The 15094-nt window shown below is 68.0% G+C and carries 17 protein-coding genes; 13 read left to right on the forward strand and 4 right to left on the reverse strand.

What is annotated here, in order from left to right:
- Positions 1-11 precede the first annotated feature (11 nt).
- From IPI67_06460 to IPI67_06475, 4 genes are all read left to right on the forward strand, one after another.
- Positions 12-1163: a cysteine desulfurase gene (locus IPI67_06460; GenBank protein ID MBK7579835.1), complete on the forward strand. Its 1152-nt coding sequence runs from the start codon at positions 12-14 to the stop codon at positions 1161-1163.
- A gap of 10 nt (positions 1164-1173) precedes the next feature.
- On the forward strand, positions 1174-2268 hold the full coding sequence (locus tag IPI67_06465) for a serine/threonine protein kinase (protein ID MBK7579836.1): 1095 nt from the start codon (positions 1174-1176) through the stop codon (positions 2266-2268).
- A 179-nt stretch (positions 2269-2447) separates the two neighbouring features.
- The gene (locus tag IPI67_06470; GenBank protein MBK7579837.1) at positions 2448-3239 is read left to right on the forward strand and encodes a phosphodiester glycosidase family protein; all 792 of its coding nucleotides are present in this window, start codon (positions 2448-2450) and stop codon (positions 3237-3239) included.
- Positions 3240-3301: 62 nt separating this feature from the next.
- Entirely contained in the window at positions 3302-4537 is a 1236-nt protein-coding gene (locus IPI67_06475; GenBank protein ID MBK7579838.1) for a hypothetical protein, read from the forward strand.
- A 45-nt stretch (positions 4538-4582) separates the two neighbouring features.
- Here IPI67_06475 and IPI67_06480 read toward each other — a convergent pair whose 3' ends face one another.
- The gene (locus tag IPI67_06480) at positions 4583-4801 is read right to left on the reverse strand and encodes a hypothetical protein (GenBank protein ID MBK7579839.1); all 219 of its coding nucleotides are present in this window, start codon (positions 4799-4801) and stop codon (positions 4583-4585) included.
- 3 nt (positions 4802-4804) lie between these two features.
- Between IPI67_06480 and IPI67_06485 the strand changes: the two genes are divergently transcribed.
- On the forward strand, positions 4805-4963 hold the full coding sequence (locus IPI67_06485) for a hypothetical protein (GenBank protein ID MBK7579840.1): 159 nt from the start codon (positions 4805-4807) through the stop codon (positions 4961-4963).
- 128 nt (positions 4964-5091) lie between these two features.
- On the opposite strand, the gene IPI67_06490 is transcribed toward IPI67_06485, so the two are convergent.
- On the reverse strand, positions 5092-5406 hold the full coding sequence (locus IPI67_06490; GenBank protein ID MBK7579841.1) for a hypothetical protein: 315 nt from the start codon (positions 5404-5406) through the stop codon (positions 5092-5094).
- A 198-nt stretch (positions 5407-5604) separates the two neighbouring features.
- Here IPI67_06490 and IPI67_06495 point away from each other — a divergent pair, with 198 nt between their 5' ends.
- From IPI67_06495 to IPI67_06505, 3 genes are all read left to right on the forward strand, one after another.
- Complete coding sequence (locus tag IPI67_06495) at positions 5605-7371, forward strand: hypothetical protein (protein ID MBK7579842.1); 1767 nt, start codon at positions 5605-5607, stop codon at positions 7369-7371.
- 61 nt (positions 7372-7432) lie between these two features.
- Positions 7433-8245, forward strand: a complete 813-nt coding sequence (locus IPI67_06500) for an alpha/beta fold hydrolase (GenBank protein MBK7579843.1) — start codon at positions 7433-7435, stop codon at positions 8243-8245.
- Positions 8246-8362: 117 nt separating this feature from the next.
- A complete protein-coding gene (locus tag IPI67_06505; GenBank protein ID MBK7579844.1) occupies positions 8363-8866 on the forward strand; it encodes a peptidyl-prolyl cis-trans isomerase in 504 nt (167 codons plus the stop codon).
- A 3-nt stretch (positions 8867-8869) separates the two neighbouring features.
- Here IPI67_06505 and IPI67_06510 read toward each other — a convergent pair whose 3' ends face one another.
- Complete coding sequence (locus IPI67_06510) at positions 8870-9337, reverse strand: hypothetical protein (GenBank protein ID MBK7579845.1); 468 nt, start codon at positions 9335-9337, stop codon at positions 8870-8872.
- Positions 9338-9422: 85 nt separating this feature from the next.
- Here IPI67_06510 and IPI67_06515 point away from each other — a divergent pair, with 85 nt between their 5' ends.
- The 5 genes from IPI67_06515 (at position 9423) to IPI67_06535 (ending at position 14610) form a co-directional block, all read left to right on the forward strand.
- Positions 9423-10268, forward strand: coding sequence for a class I SAM-dependent methyltransferase (locus IPI67_06515; GenBank protein MBK7579846.1), 846 nt, complete (start codon positions 9423-9425; stop codon positions 10266-10268).
- An 8-nt stretch (positions 10269-10276) separates the two neighbouring features.
- Positions 10277-11788, forward strand: coding sequence for a beta-galactosidase (locus IPI67_06520; GenBank protein MBK7579847.1), 1512 nt, complete (start codon positions 10277-10279; stop codon positions 11786-11788).
- Between the two features lie 76 nt (positions 11789-11864).
- On the forward strand, positions 11865-12506 hold the full coding sequence (locus tag IPI67_06525; GenBank protein ID MBK7579848.1) for a TetR/AcrR family transcriptional regulator: 642 nt from the start codon (positions 11865-11867) through the stop codon (positions 12504-12506).
- Positions 12503-13801, forward strand: a complete 1299-nt coding sequence (locus IPI67_06530) for a radical SAM protein (protein ID MBK7579849.1) — start codon at positions 12503-12505, stop codon at positions 13799-13801. The genes IPI67_06525 and IPI67_06530 overlap by 4 nt, the downstream gene beginning before the upstream one ends.
- A gap of 2 nt (positions 13802-13803) precedes the next feature.
- On the forward strand, positions 13804-14610 hold the full coding sequence (locus IPI67_06535) for a DUF2878 family protein (protein MBK7579850.1): 807 nt from the start codon (positions 13804-13806) through the stop codon (positions 14608-14610).
- Between the two features lie 28 nt (positions 14611-14638).
- Here the strand turns inward: IPI67_06535 and IPI67_06540 are convergent, their stop codons facing one another.
- Entirely contained in the window at positions 14639-14881 is a 243-nt protein-coding gene (locus tag IPI67_06540) for a hypothetical protein (GenBank protein MBK7579851.1), read from the reverse strand.
- Between the last annotated feature and the right edge of the window lie 213 nt (positions 14882-15094).

Raw genomic sequence — 15094 nt, forward strand, 5'->3', positions numbered from 1 at the left:
CGCACAAGCCCATGCGCGAGCCCATTTATCTGGACCACAACGCCACGACGCCGATCGCCCCGGAGGTCCGGGACGCGATGCTGCCGTACCTGTCCGAGCACTTCGGCAATCCGTCGAGCGGCCACGTCTACGGACAGCGCGCTCGGGCTGCGGTTGAGCACGCTCGCAGCCAGGTTGCCCGCCTGATCGAGTGCGACGCCGACGAGATCGTGTTCACCTCCGGCGGCACCGAAGCCAACAATCTGGCGATCTTCGGCGCCATCGAGGCGGCTCCCAGGCGGCGTGGCGTCGTCACGAGCGTGATCGAACACCCGGCCACGTCGGCGCCTTGTGACTGGCTCGAACAGCATGGGCACGCGGTCACTCGGCTCCCCGTCGACGCCCACGGTCGCACGCTACTGCCAGCCGCTGAGGGCGCCATCGGAGCCGAGACCTGCATCGTCACGGTCATGCACTCCCACAACGAGACCGGCGTGCTGCAGCCCATCGATGAGCTCACTCGGCTCACCAAACGCGCCGGCGCGCTGATGCACACCGACGCGGCACAATCGGTTGGCAAGGTCCCCGTCTCGGTTCGCGCGCTGGGTGTCGATCTGCTCTCGATCGCAGGCCACAAACTCTACGCACCGAAGGGGGTCGGCGCTCTGTTCGTGAAGCAGGGCACAGCGCTGGCACCGCTGTCACTCGGCGCCTCCCACGAGCGCGGGCTTCGACCCGGGACCGAGAACGTCCCCGGCATCGTCGCCCTGGGCAGAGCCGCGGAGCTGGCAGGCAGCTCTCTCGGCGAGGCCGAAGCGCGCACGCGCGGCCTTCGCGACGAGCTGTTCACACGCCTGGTTTCCGCCATCCCGGGCCTCGTGCTCTACGGCCACCCGGCGCTCCGCCTGCCCAACACCCTCTTCCTGCGGTTCCCCGCTGTCAGCGGGCCGGCCCTGCTCGCGGCAACACCCGACGTGGCGGCTTCAACCGGCTCCGCATGCCACGACGGGCAGACCGCCGGGGCGCAAGTACTGCTCGAAATGGGCGTGCTGCCCGCCGACGCGGTGGGCACGGTGCGGCTGACTCTGGGGCGCTCCACGCGCATCGAGGACGTGACCCGCGCCGCCGACGCCCTGACCTTGGCGTGGCGAAGTCTCGCGTCCAGTGGCCGCTCTGGGCCATGATTGCCGACTCGTGGACGAACAGACCCTCGCCCCCGGCACGGTGATCGGGAACCGTTATCGGCTCGAGGCACTCATTGGACAGGGTGCGTTCAGTGAGGTGTATCGCGCGACGGATCTGAAAGACGGCGCGGGCGTGGCCTTGAAGGTGCTGTCGCGAGAGAGCGTCGACGCCGCTGGGCTCGATCGATTTCGCCGGGAAGCGGAGCTCGCGACCCGGCTCAAACACGAGAACACGATCCGTTTGCTCGCCTTCAACCTGCGCACGGGACCGGTGCCCTTCATCGTCTATGAGCTGCTTGATGGAGAGACGCTCCAGAGTCTCATGAAGCGCGAGGGTCCGCTCGGCGAAGCGCGGGCCGCAAACATCACCATGCGCGTGCTGAACAGTCTTCTGGAAGCGCACGAGGTGGGCATCATCCACCGGGACATCAAACCCGAGAACGTGTTCGTGTGCTCCGCCGAGAGCCGAACGGGCAGCGTCAAGGTCCTCGACTTTGGCATCGCAAAGAGCGTCGAGGCGGCGGAGGTGCAGGTCACCGCCGCGGGCATCTTGATCGGCACACCCCGCTACATGCCGCCCGAGCAGATCCGCGGCGCCGATCCGATCCCCGCGATGGACATCTATGCAACGGGAGTGATGCTCGCCGAGATGCTGAGCGGCGAGCCGGTGCTCACGTGTTCGGCGGCCGAGGCCTGCCTCGAGCAACTTCGAGCGGAGCGCCTGCCTTTTCCCGCGTTTCTCGGGCCCTCGCGCCTCGGTGAGGTGATCTGGCGCGCCACCGACAAGGAGCTCGCAACCCGCTACTCGACCGTGAACGAGATGCTCGGTGAGCTCGAGCGTGTCTACCCGCTGCTCTCGCCGGCACCCCTGGTCACGCGCACGGCGCCGGACGAAGGCGCACGCGTCTCGTACGTGCCGACGACGGTGATGGAAAATCCCGAGCGGCAGACCGACGACCGCCACCTGCCGACCGACCCCGGGCCGGCGCCGGCGCCCGCCCGGCGCTCCGCCAGCTGGCTGGTCGCTGCGGCCCTGCTCTTCCTGAGCGCGATCGCCCTCACCGCCTACGGCATCTACTGGGTGAGGACCACGGGAGCGCTCTGATTGAAGCGCGTGCCGTGCGCTGTTCAACCGAAACATCTGGGGTACGCTGCAGCAACGGAGCGACTCGAAGACGAATGCCCCCCAGCCTCGACCGACCAGACACCAGACCAGGGATGAACGACGCACCGCCTGTTTGGATTCGCCAGCTTGCCAGCCGCAGGTCCGCGCAGACTCTGGCTGTGATCACTGCAGCAGTGCTCGTGTGTTCGTGTAACACCAAACAGCCGGAGCCGACCGCGACCACCGCGGCGAGTGCAACCACCGCGGCGAGCGCAACCACCGCGGCGCCCTCCGCGAGTGAGGCTCCGGCCCTGCCACCCACGCTGAGGGTCGAGCGAAAACAGGCAGGCGGGCACAACTATCAGGTGTTCTTGCCCCTCGACGCGGAGTTCGCGCTGCGGCTCGATCGTCCGAGCCAGAAGGAAAAACACGTGACGCTGTGTGTCGCCGGCACGTACACCAGCCCGTCCGATCAAGTGGAGGGGGTGGTGCTGATCGACGGCAAGGTCGTGCAGAAGACACCGCAGAAGTGGGGCGGACTCCTCATCATCGAGGCCGGAGCCATCCGCGTCGAGCCCGCCTCGAAGACGAGCTTCTCCGACGCCTCGTTCGCGCTGTACGCCGAGAGACGCGCCTCGCTCCTCCAGGGGCACCTGCTGGTCGGCGGCGACGGCAAGGTGACCGCGCTCAAACCGAGCCCGGCGCTTCAGCGGCGTGCGATCGCGAGCATCGGGGCGGGATGGGGAAAACACCGTTCCTTCCTGGTCGAATCCGTCGAACCCGTCGAGCTCGCCGCCTTCGCAGCCGATCTGGTCACGCTCGGGGCAAAAGCCGCGCTGAATCTGGACATGGGTGGCTGGAGCGAGGGTTGGTATCGCGACAGCGAAGGCGCGGTGCACTCCATGGGCACCGACAAATCGTCCACCGCGCGCCAATCAAACTGGTTGGTCTTGATGGGGCGCGCGGAGTGACGAGGGCACGCGCTTTCATGACCACGCGGGCAATGTCCGCCGTGCGCTCGCCATGGCCGCTGGTGGGCTCAACGCTCCTGCTCTTTGCCTGCGGCGGCGCGCGGGAACAACCGCCAGACACGGCCCCGGCGAGTGCGCCCCGGCCGAGTGCCGTGCCGGACGCAGGGGTCGAACCGCTGGGCGATGCGGGCGTCGAAGCCGCCGCTCCACCCGTTTCACCCGGACCTCCCGCACCCCAGCTGTCCGACGAGCGCGCGGCACTGGCTGAAAAACTCGGGCGCGCCCGCTGGGTGGTGCGCGGCCGCGTGCGCGAAGGCAAAGAGGTGGTGGAGCAGAGAGCGACAGGCGCGGTGCGCTACCAGTACGCCATCGTCGACGTGCTCGAGTGGGTCGTCGGCGACGCCAAGAACGTCCACAAGGCGTACGCCAAGAGCTTCCCGGTATGGAACATTCCGATCCCGGTGAGCGTCAACAAGTCACCCGCCGCAGGCCACCGCGATCCGGCCCTCGAGCTCTCGGCCCGCGTCGGAGAAGAGCGATTGTTCCTGGTCACATTTCCCAGTGAGGCGCACCTGACCTCGGCTGAGCCCGGGCCGCCACCCTTCGTCGTGAAGCGCTGGGGGAAGTACACGGTCGCCGTGCAAGATCACCTGCCGCTCAGCGAACGCGACGAAGTCATGGCTACGCTGCGAGATCTCGAGCAGCGCGCTCGGTGGCTCGAACAAAACGCCGAACGCCTGGAGGTGCGGGATCGTTTCCGGAGGGCAGCTCCGGAAGCAGTGGCCAAGGCCGCCGCCGGATTCGTCGTCGCGCAGCTCCGCGAGCGGGCGAAGCTGAAGGTCGACCTCGGTCCGCCTGAGCAGCTCGACGGCCCGACGAAGGTCTTCACTTTTCCGCTGACTGGTGATGCCGACGCCTCCGGCAAGCTGACCGTCTCGATCACTCCAGCCACGGGCCGCGTGCGCTCGCTGCAGGTCGACGTGCCCTTCGTGAAGAAGGCAGCGGCCGAGCAAGGGACAACCCGCGCGGAAGCGCTGGCAAATACCAAGTCGGCGCTAGGGATCGAGAGCAGCGGGGGCGAGATGTTCGAGCAAGCCACCGCCAGCGTGCGGGGCGACGGGGTCAGCTTCTGGCGCATCGTGCTGCATGCGGGTCACCTGTACGGGGCGAAGCTGGGTGATCCAGGGCGGATCGCCATCATCTTGGTCACCCCCCGGTCGGGCATCGTGTTCGAGTACAAGAACGCGTTTGCGGAGCCCGTACGGCGCGCGCCAGCGGGCACTCCAGACTCACCCTGAGCGCCGCGTCCCGCATTGCGAGCGCGTCGCTCTCGAGCCGAAGCCTCACTTCGCCAGCGCGTGGAAGCGTTCGTGGACTGCGATCAAGCGCGCCTCGAACTCGGGGCGGCCGGCTTTTTCGCACTCCGCCGCCAGCGCCGCGGTGGCGTCGATCAGCTCTTTGTCGGTCGTTGCGGTCGCCTTGTCCTGCAACGTCTTGGCTGCCGCGCAGGTCTTGTCGGTGCGCGCCGGGCCCTTCTCGGCATGCCAGAGCGGCTTCATCACGTCGTGGAACTCCCGCAGCGGCGCGGGGAGCTCGCCGTGTTCGCCATGCTCGCCGTGCTCGCCGTGCTCGCCGTGCTCACCATGTTCGCCGTGCTCACCGTGCTCACCGTGCTCACCGTGCTCACCGTGCTCACCGTGCTCGTGCGCTCCGTCAGCAGGTGATGCAGCGGGCGGCGAGCCACAAGCCGAGAGCACGAACAGCGCGATGGGAGCCAGAGTGCGTAGCGATTTCACGCCGCGGAATCTAGTCGAACCGGGGGTGGTTCCCGCAAGTCAGATCGAACGCGGCATCACATCGCCACGATCGGCGGCGGTGACGCGGCCTCCGCACCGGCGTCCGGTGCTTCGCGTTCCCCCGGCCCGGGGTCGGGGCGGGCTGCGTCCGGCACGCTGGCCAAGTTGGAATCGTCCGGCGCGTACTCCGCGGGATCGTCGTCCCCCGGCTCGGATGCCTTACCGGCAAAGTCTCCGGAGGTTGCTCCGGGCGCGCCCGCGGCGCCCGCGGCGCCCTCGGGCTCGGTGTCGCCGGGCACTTCGGGCTGCGGGTTCAAATCGCAGCCGGTGATGAGACTCAGGGCTAAGAAAATGAGGACTAGCCAGCGCACGGCGCACCTCTTCCAGGTAAGACGCGGCTGCTCCCGCGAGCCGCCCGGAGAGTGGGCCATGGAACCGGGACCCGTGCAACCAGAGCCCGGTTCGGCTGCCACGACGCGCCGCTTCCCGGCACGCGCTAGGTCGGGTACCTGAGAAGGCGCTCCGTTAGAAGCCCCGGGGCTGCCGGTACTTCGCGCGGGCGGCGCCGCATGAAAGAGGTCGATTTCTACGGATTGCCCCGGCCGGTTCAGGACCGGCTGCTGGACTCGCTCGGCGGGCGCTTCGAGCCACGTCCGCTCCTTCACCAGCTCGGGACTCGCTCGACCGCGCTCGGCTGGATGGGGGTCGCCGCCGCAGCCGCCATCGTGGTCGCCATCGTGGCCGCGGTCGGCCTCGGCAATGCCCAGAGCTCCCTCGCGCTGCATCCCCTGCCCGTCGTCGCCGTGTACGCACTCTTGCTCTCGACCGTCGCGGTGGGGTTGCTCTCGGCGCTCCAGCTCAAATCGCGCATCGGAGACTTGCCGTTCAAACCCGGCATCTACCTCTACGACTCGGCGCTGATCGACGCGCGTCAAGACCGGTTCCGCGTCTATGCCCTCGACACGCTCACCCGAGTCCAGATCGGTCCTCCGGGCAAGGTGACGCTTTCGTTCGGCAGCAACCAGTTCACTCTGCCGCTCGCGGATCCCGCACGCGCGCGAGAGGCTGTCGAGTTGATCGAAGCCACCAAGACGCGCCTGGCAACCCTCGACACCAAGGCACGCTTCGAGATTGATCCGCTCGAACCGCCGGCGGTGATCAGCCCGCTCGCACCCACCACACCCCGCGGACGCAAGGCCCCGCTCTGGGAGAGCCAGCGCTGGGTGCTCGGGCTCGCGGTCGGTTGTGCTCTCGGCGGCGTGCTGTTCTGGCTGCGCAACACCGCCAGCGACAACCGCATGCTGGGCGCCGCCCAGGTCGAGAACACCGTGGCGGGTTATCAGGCCTATTTGAGCCGAGGGAAACGCCACCGCGAGCTCGTTGCGGACGTGCTCTTGCCTCGCGCACTGCTGCGCCAGGCGGTCGAGGCCGGAACCGTCGCCGCCATCGACACCTTCATCCACGACAACCCGAAGACCGGGATCCAGCCGGAGGTCGACGCAGCGAGGACCAACGCCATGGCGGCCGAGCTCGAGCGCGCCAAGGCGCCCGGCACCCTGTCCGCGCTCCTCGACTTTGCCGATGCACATCCCGACCACGGCTTGAAGGAAGTATTCGAACAGGCGCGCCACGCGGCCTTCCTGCGCGCCCGCGCCCGTTTCAAACAAGAGATGGCCGAGGGTGCAGCGGAGCAGGTCGAGTTCGTCAATCGCCTGCTCGAGTACGCGGAGAAGGTAGGCGCCAAGAAGACCGCGCAAGGTTACCGCGGCCCGACCGTCGAGATCCGGTTTCAGCGCTTGGCCTCGAAGACGCTCGGCAGGGCCGACTCCGCGATTCGCAAGAATCCCATGTTCAGCGGCGCGCCGAGCTACCCCGCGCAGTACTTCCAGCCCAAACGCATGGAACCTCACGAGCTAGTGATGGCGCGCGCGTTGGCGGAGCGCTTCGCCAAGGTCTTCGAACCGGAAATTCTTACCTTCGCCCCGGGCGCGCCGCTCGACGGCGAGTCCGAAGACACACCACCGGTCACGAACCCCTCGTTGTTCATCACCCACCGCCTCGAATGGTCCGGCGGGGCGATCGCGCGGGACAAACCCCGGGGCGTGTTCATCGGCCTGCTGTTGTTCTTCCGCTCCGCGTTCGTGATTCCAGGCGACGACCGCGCGCTGAAATTCAAGTATACCGCGGGCGAGAACGTCTCCCTCGAGCTGATCGCAAAACACGCCGACAAACCCTCGGCCGGAGCCCTGGAGGCGGCGGTGTATTCGAGCATGACCGACAGCTCGTTCGAACAATTCCGTAGCCGCTACCTGGCCAAGTGGTTCAAGAAGCCGTGACGGGCGAGCGTCGCTGTTTTCCCGTGGCGCGGCCGGAACAAAGCTGCGAAAAGATGCCCCGGTGTTGCGCATCCAGTACGTGAAGCGCGGGAATCATCGCATCGCGTTCTCCCTGCGCGGCGAGCCCAGCTCGGCGCCGCTGTTGATGATCCGCGGGCTTGCCCGCACCAGTCGTCACTGGGGCCGCATCGTGGGCGAGCTGGAGCAGCGCTTCCGCCTGGTGCTCATCGACAATCGCGGCGTCGGCAAGAGTGACGTCCCGCTGCGCCCGTTCACCACAGCCGACATGGCCGACGACGCGGCGACCGTGCTCGACACGCTCGGGCTCGAGCAGAGCAACGTGCTCGGCATCTCGCTCGGCGGCATGATCGCGCAGGAGCTCGCCTTACGCCACCCAGAGCGGGTTCGGCGCTTGGTGCTCGGATGCACACGCGCCGGCGGCGGCACGGGCAAGTCCGTCCCCTGGCGCACCGCGCTCGAGCTCGTCCGAGTCATGCGCCTGCCAGCCGAACGAGCGATCCGCGAGTCGGCCAAGCTGATCTTGTCCCGAGATTTTCTGGACCAACACCCCGAGGTGCTCGACGAGTGGCTGGAGATCGCGAGGCAATCGCCGCCCAGTCGGCGTGGGGTGATCTTTCAGCTGCTGGCCGCCGCGCGGCACGACACGAGTCAGCGCATCTCGGGCCTCCGTGTGCCGACACTGCTCATCACGGGCGACGCTGACCGCCTGCTGGACGCCGAGAACTCACGCTATTTGTCGCGCAAGATCCCCGGCGCCCGCCTCGAATTTCTACCCGGCGCCGGGCACGATTTCCCGACCGAGCGCGCCACGGAGACCGCCGCGCTGCTCGCGACGTTCTGCTTGGACGCTTGAGCCGCCGCCGGCCGGCGCGCGTCCGCACGGGATTTTGCGCGTCACTTTCGCCCGCCGGAGTCCGGGATCGCGATCTGATCGTGGCAACACCGCCCCGGTCGAGTCTAGAGTCCGCGCATGGCACAGACGGTCGTTCTCGAAACCAATCTCGGCAGCATCACCCTCTCACTGGACGAGGCTCGCGCTCCAAAATCGGTGGCGAACTTCCTGCACTACGTCGACTCGGGGCACTTCAGCGGCACCATCTTTCATCGTGTCATCGATGGTTTCATGGTGCAGGGCGGCGGTTACACGGAGAGCTACGAGCGCAAACCGACGATCGCGCCGGTGGAGAACGAGGCGGACAATGGCCTCAAGAATCTGCGCGGCACGCTGGCCATGGCGCGCACGAGTGATCCGCACTCGGCGACGGCCCAGTTCTTCATCAACGTGAAGGACAACGCATCGCTCGACCACAAGGGCAAGACCGACGCCGGCTGGGGATACACCGTGTTCGGTGAGGTGAGCGCCGGCATGGACGTGGTCGAACGGATGAAGGCCGTGAAGACGGGCGCGCGCGGTCCGTTCACCAAAGACGCGCCGCTCGAGGCCATCGTCATCACCGGCGCCAAGCGCGCCTGAGCGTCACACACCCAGGTCGAGGCCATCCTTGGCCAGCACCGCTCGGGCGCGGTCCGTGCGCTGGCAGACTCCAATCGAGAGCGCGGCCATCAGACCGCCAACGAGCGCGGCCAGCTCCACCATGACCGAGAGCAACGAGAAGTAACCCCAGGTCAGCGCGACCACGGTGAAGGCTCCGACCAGCAGCGCCGTCAGCGCAGCGAGCACGAAGCCGGCGATGGCCGCCCAACCCCGGGCGCGGGACAATTTCCAGCCGACGGCGGCGCTGGCAGCTCCAACCGGCAAGAGCAGTGCAGGCATCACCCAGTGCCAGGAGAAGAACCGCAGATTACTCAGGGACTGCACGGCGTAGAGCAACGTGAACACGCCCAGGAGCAGCACGATGCGCCCCGCCATGACTGCCACGAGGGGGGGCGCCGCTGCGGCGATCTCGGCGTCGATGCGAGCAGAATCCGTCGCTGGGGGTTGCATCCGTGACCGGGTCGCTGACGACCGCTCCGGACCCTGCTACGCAGGCGGCGCACGCGACCTTCCCCGCGTTCTCGTGGCCCACCCCATGTCCCTCGCTCAAATCGCGCCGACCGCGCACTACACCGCCTACGTCTGGCACCGGCTTGGGTTTCCGCACGCCGAGCACTTCGCCACGTCCAGGGGCCGCCGGCTCTTCTGGTCGTTTCGCGCCGCGGGTGAATGGGTCGCGGTGGTTCACCCGACGCTGCCCTCGATGTCGCAGTACCTGGAGCTGCGCCACCGCTGCATCGAGCACGCCCTCGACGAAGAGCGGCCCGATCGCATCGTGGAGATCGGCGCGGGCCTGTCCCGCCGAGGCCTCACCTGGTCCGCGGATCGGGGCGTCGACTACATCGAGCTCGACCTGCCCCACATGGTCGCAGCCAAACGCGAGCTGATCGCCGCGCGGGTGCCGGCCTCCGTCCGCAACCGCGCGAGCGGGCGCCTGCGTCACGAGGCCGTCGACGTGCTCGGGTCGGACTTCGAAGCTTGGCTGAAAAAGGCTCTGCACGGCGCACAGCGACCGATCGTGATCGCCGAGGGAGTGCTCGGCTACTTCGAGCTGCCGGAGCGGGCGCGCGTGGCCCGGAGCATCTGCAACGCGCTCGACGGGCGCGGCGCGTTTTTGTGTGATCTGCGTGCCGCCGAGGGAGGGAGCTCGGTAGCCGCTGCTGCCAAGCTCTTGCGCGGCGGGATCTGGCTCGTCACCCGCGGGCGCGGCATCCGAGAGGATTTTTCGAGCACTGGCGCGGTCGAGCAGTATTTTGCGGAGGCAAGCTTCGGCGAGGCCGTGTCCATCTCCGTGGAGCGCGCGGCCCCGCACCTTGCGGCTCTGCGCTCACCCGGGCGTGTCTGGCGTGCGAGCGGCCGCGTGGCGGCAGGCGAGCGGTGATCGCGGCGATGGCGATCACGCGCCGGTCGAGCGCGGTGCTCGCGGCCACGCTGCTGTTCGCCTGTGGTAGCAACGACGACGGACAGGCACAGACCGAACCCGGCCGGGTTTGCGCAACCGACGACGACTGCGGGGTAACCGAGGTTTGCGCGGTCGGACGCGTGCGAGAGCTCGAGCTCGAAGCCGGCGATGACGCGCGTTGCCTGGCACGGGACCAAGCGATCGGCAGCGCACCAGCGAGTTACCGTTTCGTCGGAGGCGGTCGCCCGCTCGCTGAACGGTTGTGCGTCGCCGGCGGGCTCAACCGCGGCGCGGGGGCCGCGGCCGATGCCGTTCGCAAGCGCCAGCTCGAGCTCTTGGTGTCGGCGGGAGTCCGGGTGATCCGTCTCGATTTTCCCTGGGCCGAAATCGAAAAACAGAAGGGCTCCTTCGACTTCAGCGCCCTCGACCCGGCGGTCGATGCCGCGCGCGCGGCAGGGCTCGAAGTGCTCGGCATCATCGCCTACGGCACACCCTGGGCTTCTTCCCTCACCACGGCCGACACCCGCTACCCACCGGACGACCCGAACGACTACGCCACCTACGCCCGCGCCTTGGCGTCCCACTTTGCCGGCCGCGTGAGGCGCTGGGAGTTGTGGAACGAACCCAACGCTGGCTGGCGGTTCTTCCGGCCCAAGCTCAACGGCGACGCAGCGAAATACGCGGTGATGATGGCCAGCGCCGCGGCGGCCCTGCATGCCGAGTGCGCCGACTGTCAGGTTGTGTCGGCAGGTCTGTTCTTTCATTCGCAGGTCCTGAACGGCGCCCTCGAGTTCACCTCCGACATGCTCAGCGCGACGCCGAGCGCCTTCTCGGGTGTGGACGCGTTCGGCATCCACCCGTATCCACGTTACCCGCCCGTTGCGGCGCCGGAGGTGGACACGCCCCCGGAGCGCGGCTTCGGCGGAATGTTCGCAGATCTCCACGCGGTGCTCGATGGCTACGCGGTGAACCCGTTACCGTACGCGGTCACCGAGCTTGGTTGGCCCTCGTTCGGAGCGGTCGACGAGGGCGTGCAAGCCGCGTTTCTCGCCCGGTCGGTGTTGCTCGGCGCGGCCGTCGGCGCCGATCCGTTGTGCTGGTTCAACCTGGCGGATGGGCCGAACCACGGCACGTTTCCACCGGAGGATGATTTCGGCCTGTATCGCTTCGGCTCCGACGACCCGAACGGAGTGATCGCAAACAAACCCGCTCGAGATGCCCTCGCGCGGCTCGCAACCCTGGGCGCAGACGTGTTGCCGCTCGGGGCGTCGCAGGTCGGCGCATTTCATGACCCCAGCGCGGGGCAGTTTGCGCTCGACTTCGAGGGTCCGAGCGGGCGCGTGACTGCGCTGTGGCAGCTGGCGAACGAACCGACCTCGCTGCAACTGTCGGCTGAGACTCGACATGCCGAGGACCTGTTCGGAGCGACGGTCGCGGTGCCTGTGGGGGGCGCGCTGTCGGTGTCCGTCGGGTCGTCGCCGCTCTACCTGGTGCCGTGAGCTTGGGCGCGTGGCCCACGCGAAATCGACCCCAGGCCCCTTGCGCGGCGTTCGATGACTTGCTATCACTGACTGCGTGTCACCCAAAGAACTGGTCAACTCCCGGCAAAAGCGCAAGCTAGAGACCCGAGCGGCTCTCAAGCGGGCGGCCCTCGATTGCTTTGCGGATCAGGGATTCCGGGCCACCCAGGTCGGTGACATCGCGCGGCGCGCCGGGGTCGCGCACGGCACCTTCTACGTACACTTCGAGACGAAGGAAGCCCTCGTCGACGACCTGCTCGCGGAGTTCAATCACCAGCTCGTGCTGCGCCTCGAGCGCGCCTACCACGAGCGAGAGTCGTCAGGCCCCGACGCGATCGCCCGCCGCCTCGCCGAGGTTTGCCTCGATCACTGGAAGCGTGAGCGGGAGTTGCTCGGGGCGCTGACCGAGCGCGTGGGCGATGGCGGTGGGCTGCCAGCACTGCGCGACGGCATCAGCCCACCCGTCGCACAGTTCCTGGCAGACCGCTTGACGGCCTTCGCTGCCGCCCATGGCACGGTCCTGTCCGAGCCCGAGCTCGTGGCCCACGCCCTGCTCGGCATGTGGATGCGCGTCGGGCTTCGCTACGTGTTCGGCGAAAAGCTGAAGCGCGCGGACGCCGTGGAGCTGCTCACCAAACTATCGCTCGGCGCCCTCGGCGCGGTCTTGCCGATTCAAAAAGCAGAGGTGCTCTCATGAACAGCCTCGTCTCGTTGTCCACAAAACGCTCATCGGACCCCTGGCGCGAGTACGCCGCCGCAACTCCGGAGCAGCTACCGGACTTTCGACGCTATCAGCCGAAGCCAGGCCATCCGACCTGGGGGCGGCTGGCCCGCGAAGCCCGGGCGCTCGCAGCGAGCCTTGGTCCGACCCTCACCGCGCCGGTACGAGGCCCGGAAGAGTGGCGACGCCGCGCGCTGTCCTACGCCACCGCCGCGCGTAGCTACGTCGAGAACCGCTCGCGGGCGCGGGCGGGGCGCGAAGACTTGCTGCCGCTCTATTTCATCTGGACGACCCTGCGTCCGTGCAATTTTTCCTGCAGTTATTGCGACGATCACCGGGGCGCGCGCTATCCGGAGCTCGACGGACACGGCAAGCTCGATACCCAGCGCGGCGAGCGTCTGCTGTCGGTGATGCGCACCCGAGCGAGCAGCGTCTACTTCGCCGGCGGCGAGCCGACGCTGCGAAAGGACCTGCCGCGGCTCGCGCGCCGCGCACGGGAGCTCGCGTTCTATCCGATCGTGGTCAACACCAACGGCAGCCTCTTGCACCGCTTGCTGGCAAAACCCGAATGGGCCACGTTCCTGGCCGACGTCGACATTCTGGTCGTCAGCCTCGACGCCCTCGACCTCGGGCTACTCGCCGACATGTGGCGGACCCCACACCCGGAGGACGTGATCCGAAATCTGCTCATGCTCCGAGAGCTCGCGGAGGGCGCTGGGGTGAAGCTGATGGTGAACGCCGTGCTGCAACCGGGTCGGCTCGCCGAAGCGCGCGCGGTGCTCGACCTCTGCCAAGATCTCGGCATCTGGTTCTGTCCCGTCCCGAAGAACGCCGGTCCGCGCGTCGACGGCGCCGTGCTCGCGGACCCGGAATACTCCGAGCTCGTCGCCCACATCCTGGCCGAGAAGCGCGGTGGCGCGAAGATCAGCGGTTCGCTTCGCATGCTCGAGCGCCTGCTCCGGGCCGAACCCTTCGAGTGTCGTAACACGCTCAAACCCCACGTCGACCACGACGGGCGGCTGGCGTGGCCGTGCAAAGCGGCGGTCAACGTGGAGCCGGAGTGGATTGACGTGCTGGCGTTCGACCACGTCGACGCGCTCTGGGACGAGGCGACCCGCCGCCACGACCCGCGGGATTTCCACGGTCCAGGGCCCGAACAGTGTGGCGGTGACTGCGCCTGGGCGCAGAACTACACGACGGACGAATACCTGCATGGGTTGATGCACCCACGCAGCCTGCTGGGTGCGGTGCGGGATTTTCTGAGGGCCTGAGCATGCGCACGCTCGGCGATCGCGCGTTCTTCATCGACACCGCCGCCATCGTCGCGGTGAGTGTCGCGATCTGCCTCGCGAGCCAGGACCTCGCGCTGATGAGCTGGCTCGTGCCGCTCGTGCTCGCAACCCGCCTCGCGCTCTGGATGGCGCTACCGGACCGCGAGCGAGACATCACCCGGCGCGGTGAGGTGCTCTTCTACGCTGTGTGCACGGTGGTGGGCGCGTTCAACGACTGGAGCTCCGTCACGCGCTACCGCATCTACGACTACACTGTGCCCACCGACCTGCCCGGGGTCAGTCACATCCCGATCTGGATGCTGCTCTTCTGGGGCATGATCTTGCGCTTCTTCGTGAGTGTATTCCATTACCACCGCCTCGAACTCGCGCCCGCCAACGGCGCGCTGTTCGTCGGTCGGCGGCGCTTCGAAGGGGGCGCTCTCCGACTCACGTTCTTGGTCGCGCTGGTGGTGCTCACACGGCAGTCCATCTATCGCTCCTTCGCGCACCCGCTGTGGTCTTGGCTGCCGTTCGCAGTCGCCCTGCTGGCGGTGCTGGTGTTTGCCCGTCCAGACCGCCGACGCATCACCCTGGTCGGAGCGGTGATGCTGCTCGGGCCCCTGGTCGAAGCGCTCTACATCAACGTCGGGCACCTCCACGCCTACCGGCTCGGTTGGTTCGGGGGTGTGCCCCTGTGGATCGCCCTCTGGTGGGGCCTGGCAGCGTTGCTCTGGGAAGACATCGGGACGCGCGTGCAACGCCTCGTCGAGAGTGTGACCGGCTGCACTCCGACTCGCGTGCCTGCGTGAGGCGCCGCTCACCGCGGCCGCGAGCCGCTTACTCGGCTGCCTCTCGATACACCTCCAGGTGCAGCGCGGCAGAGCGATCCCAGGAAAAACTCCGAGCGCGCTCGATGCCGCGTGCTCCCAGCTCCGCCCGCAGCACGTCGTCGTTCGACAAACGACGCAGCCCACGCGCGAGCTCGGACACGTTCAGGGGCACGTGCAGGGCCGCCCGTCCGAGCACCTCGACCAGCGGCGGGGGCGAGGGTTCACCGGTGATCTCGACAAGCGGCTCCAAGCGCGTACGCTCGGCTTGGTGGAATTTTGCAATTCGTTTGCCCAACGCGCGTCTCCCCTGACGTCCACGGGCTCGCCTGCCGCTGGTGGACACTCGCTGCCAGAGGCCCGCGGCGCGCGAGAGCATCTCTCGGGGGCCGGCTCGTGAGCGAGGGTCTCGTTGACATCGGCGATGCCGCCGCCACCGTTGCCCACGCCGTCCTCGACGTTCGCC

This window comes from Myxococcales bacterium (assembly GCA_016706225.1).
Classification (GTDB): Bacteria; Myxococcota_A; Polyangia; order Polyangiales; family Polyangiaceae; genus JADJKB01.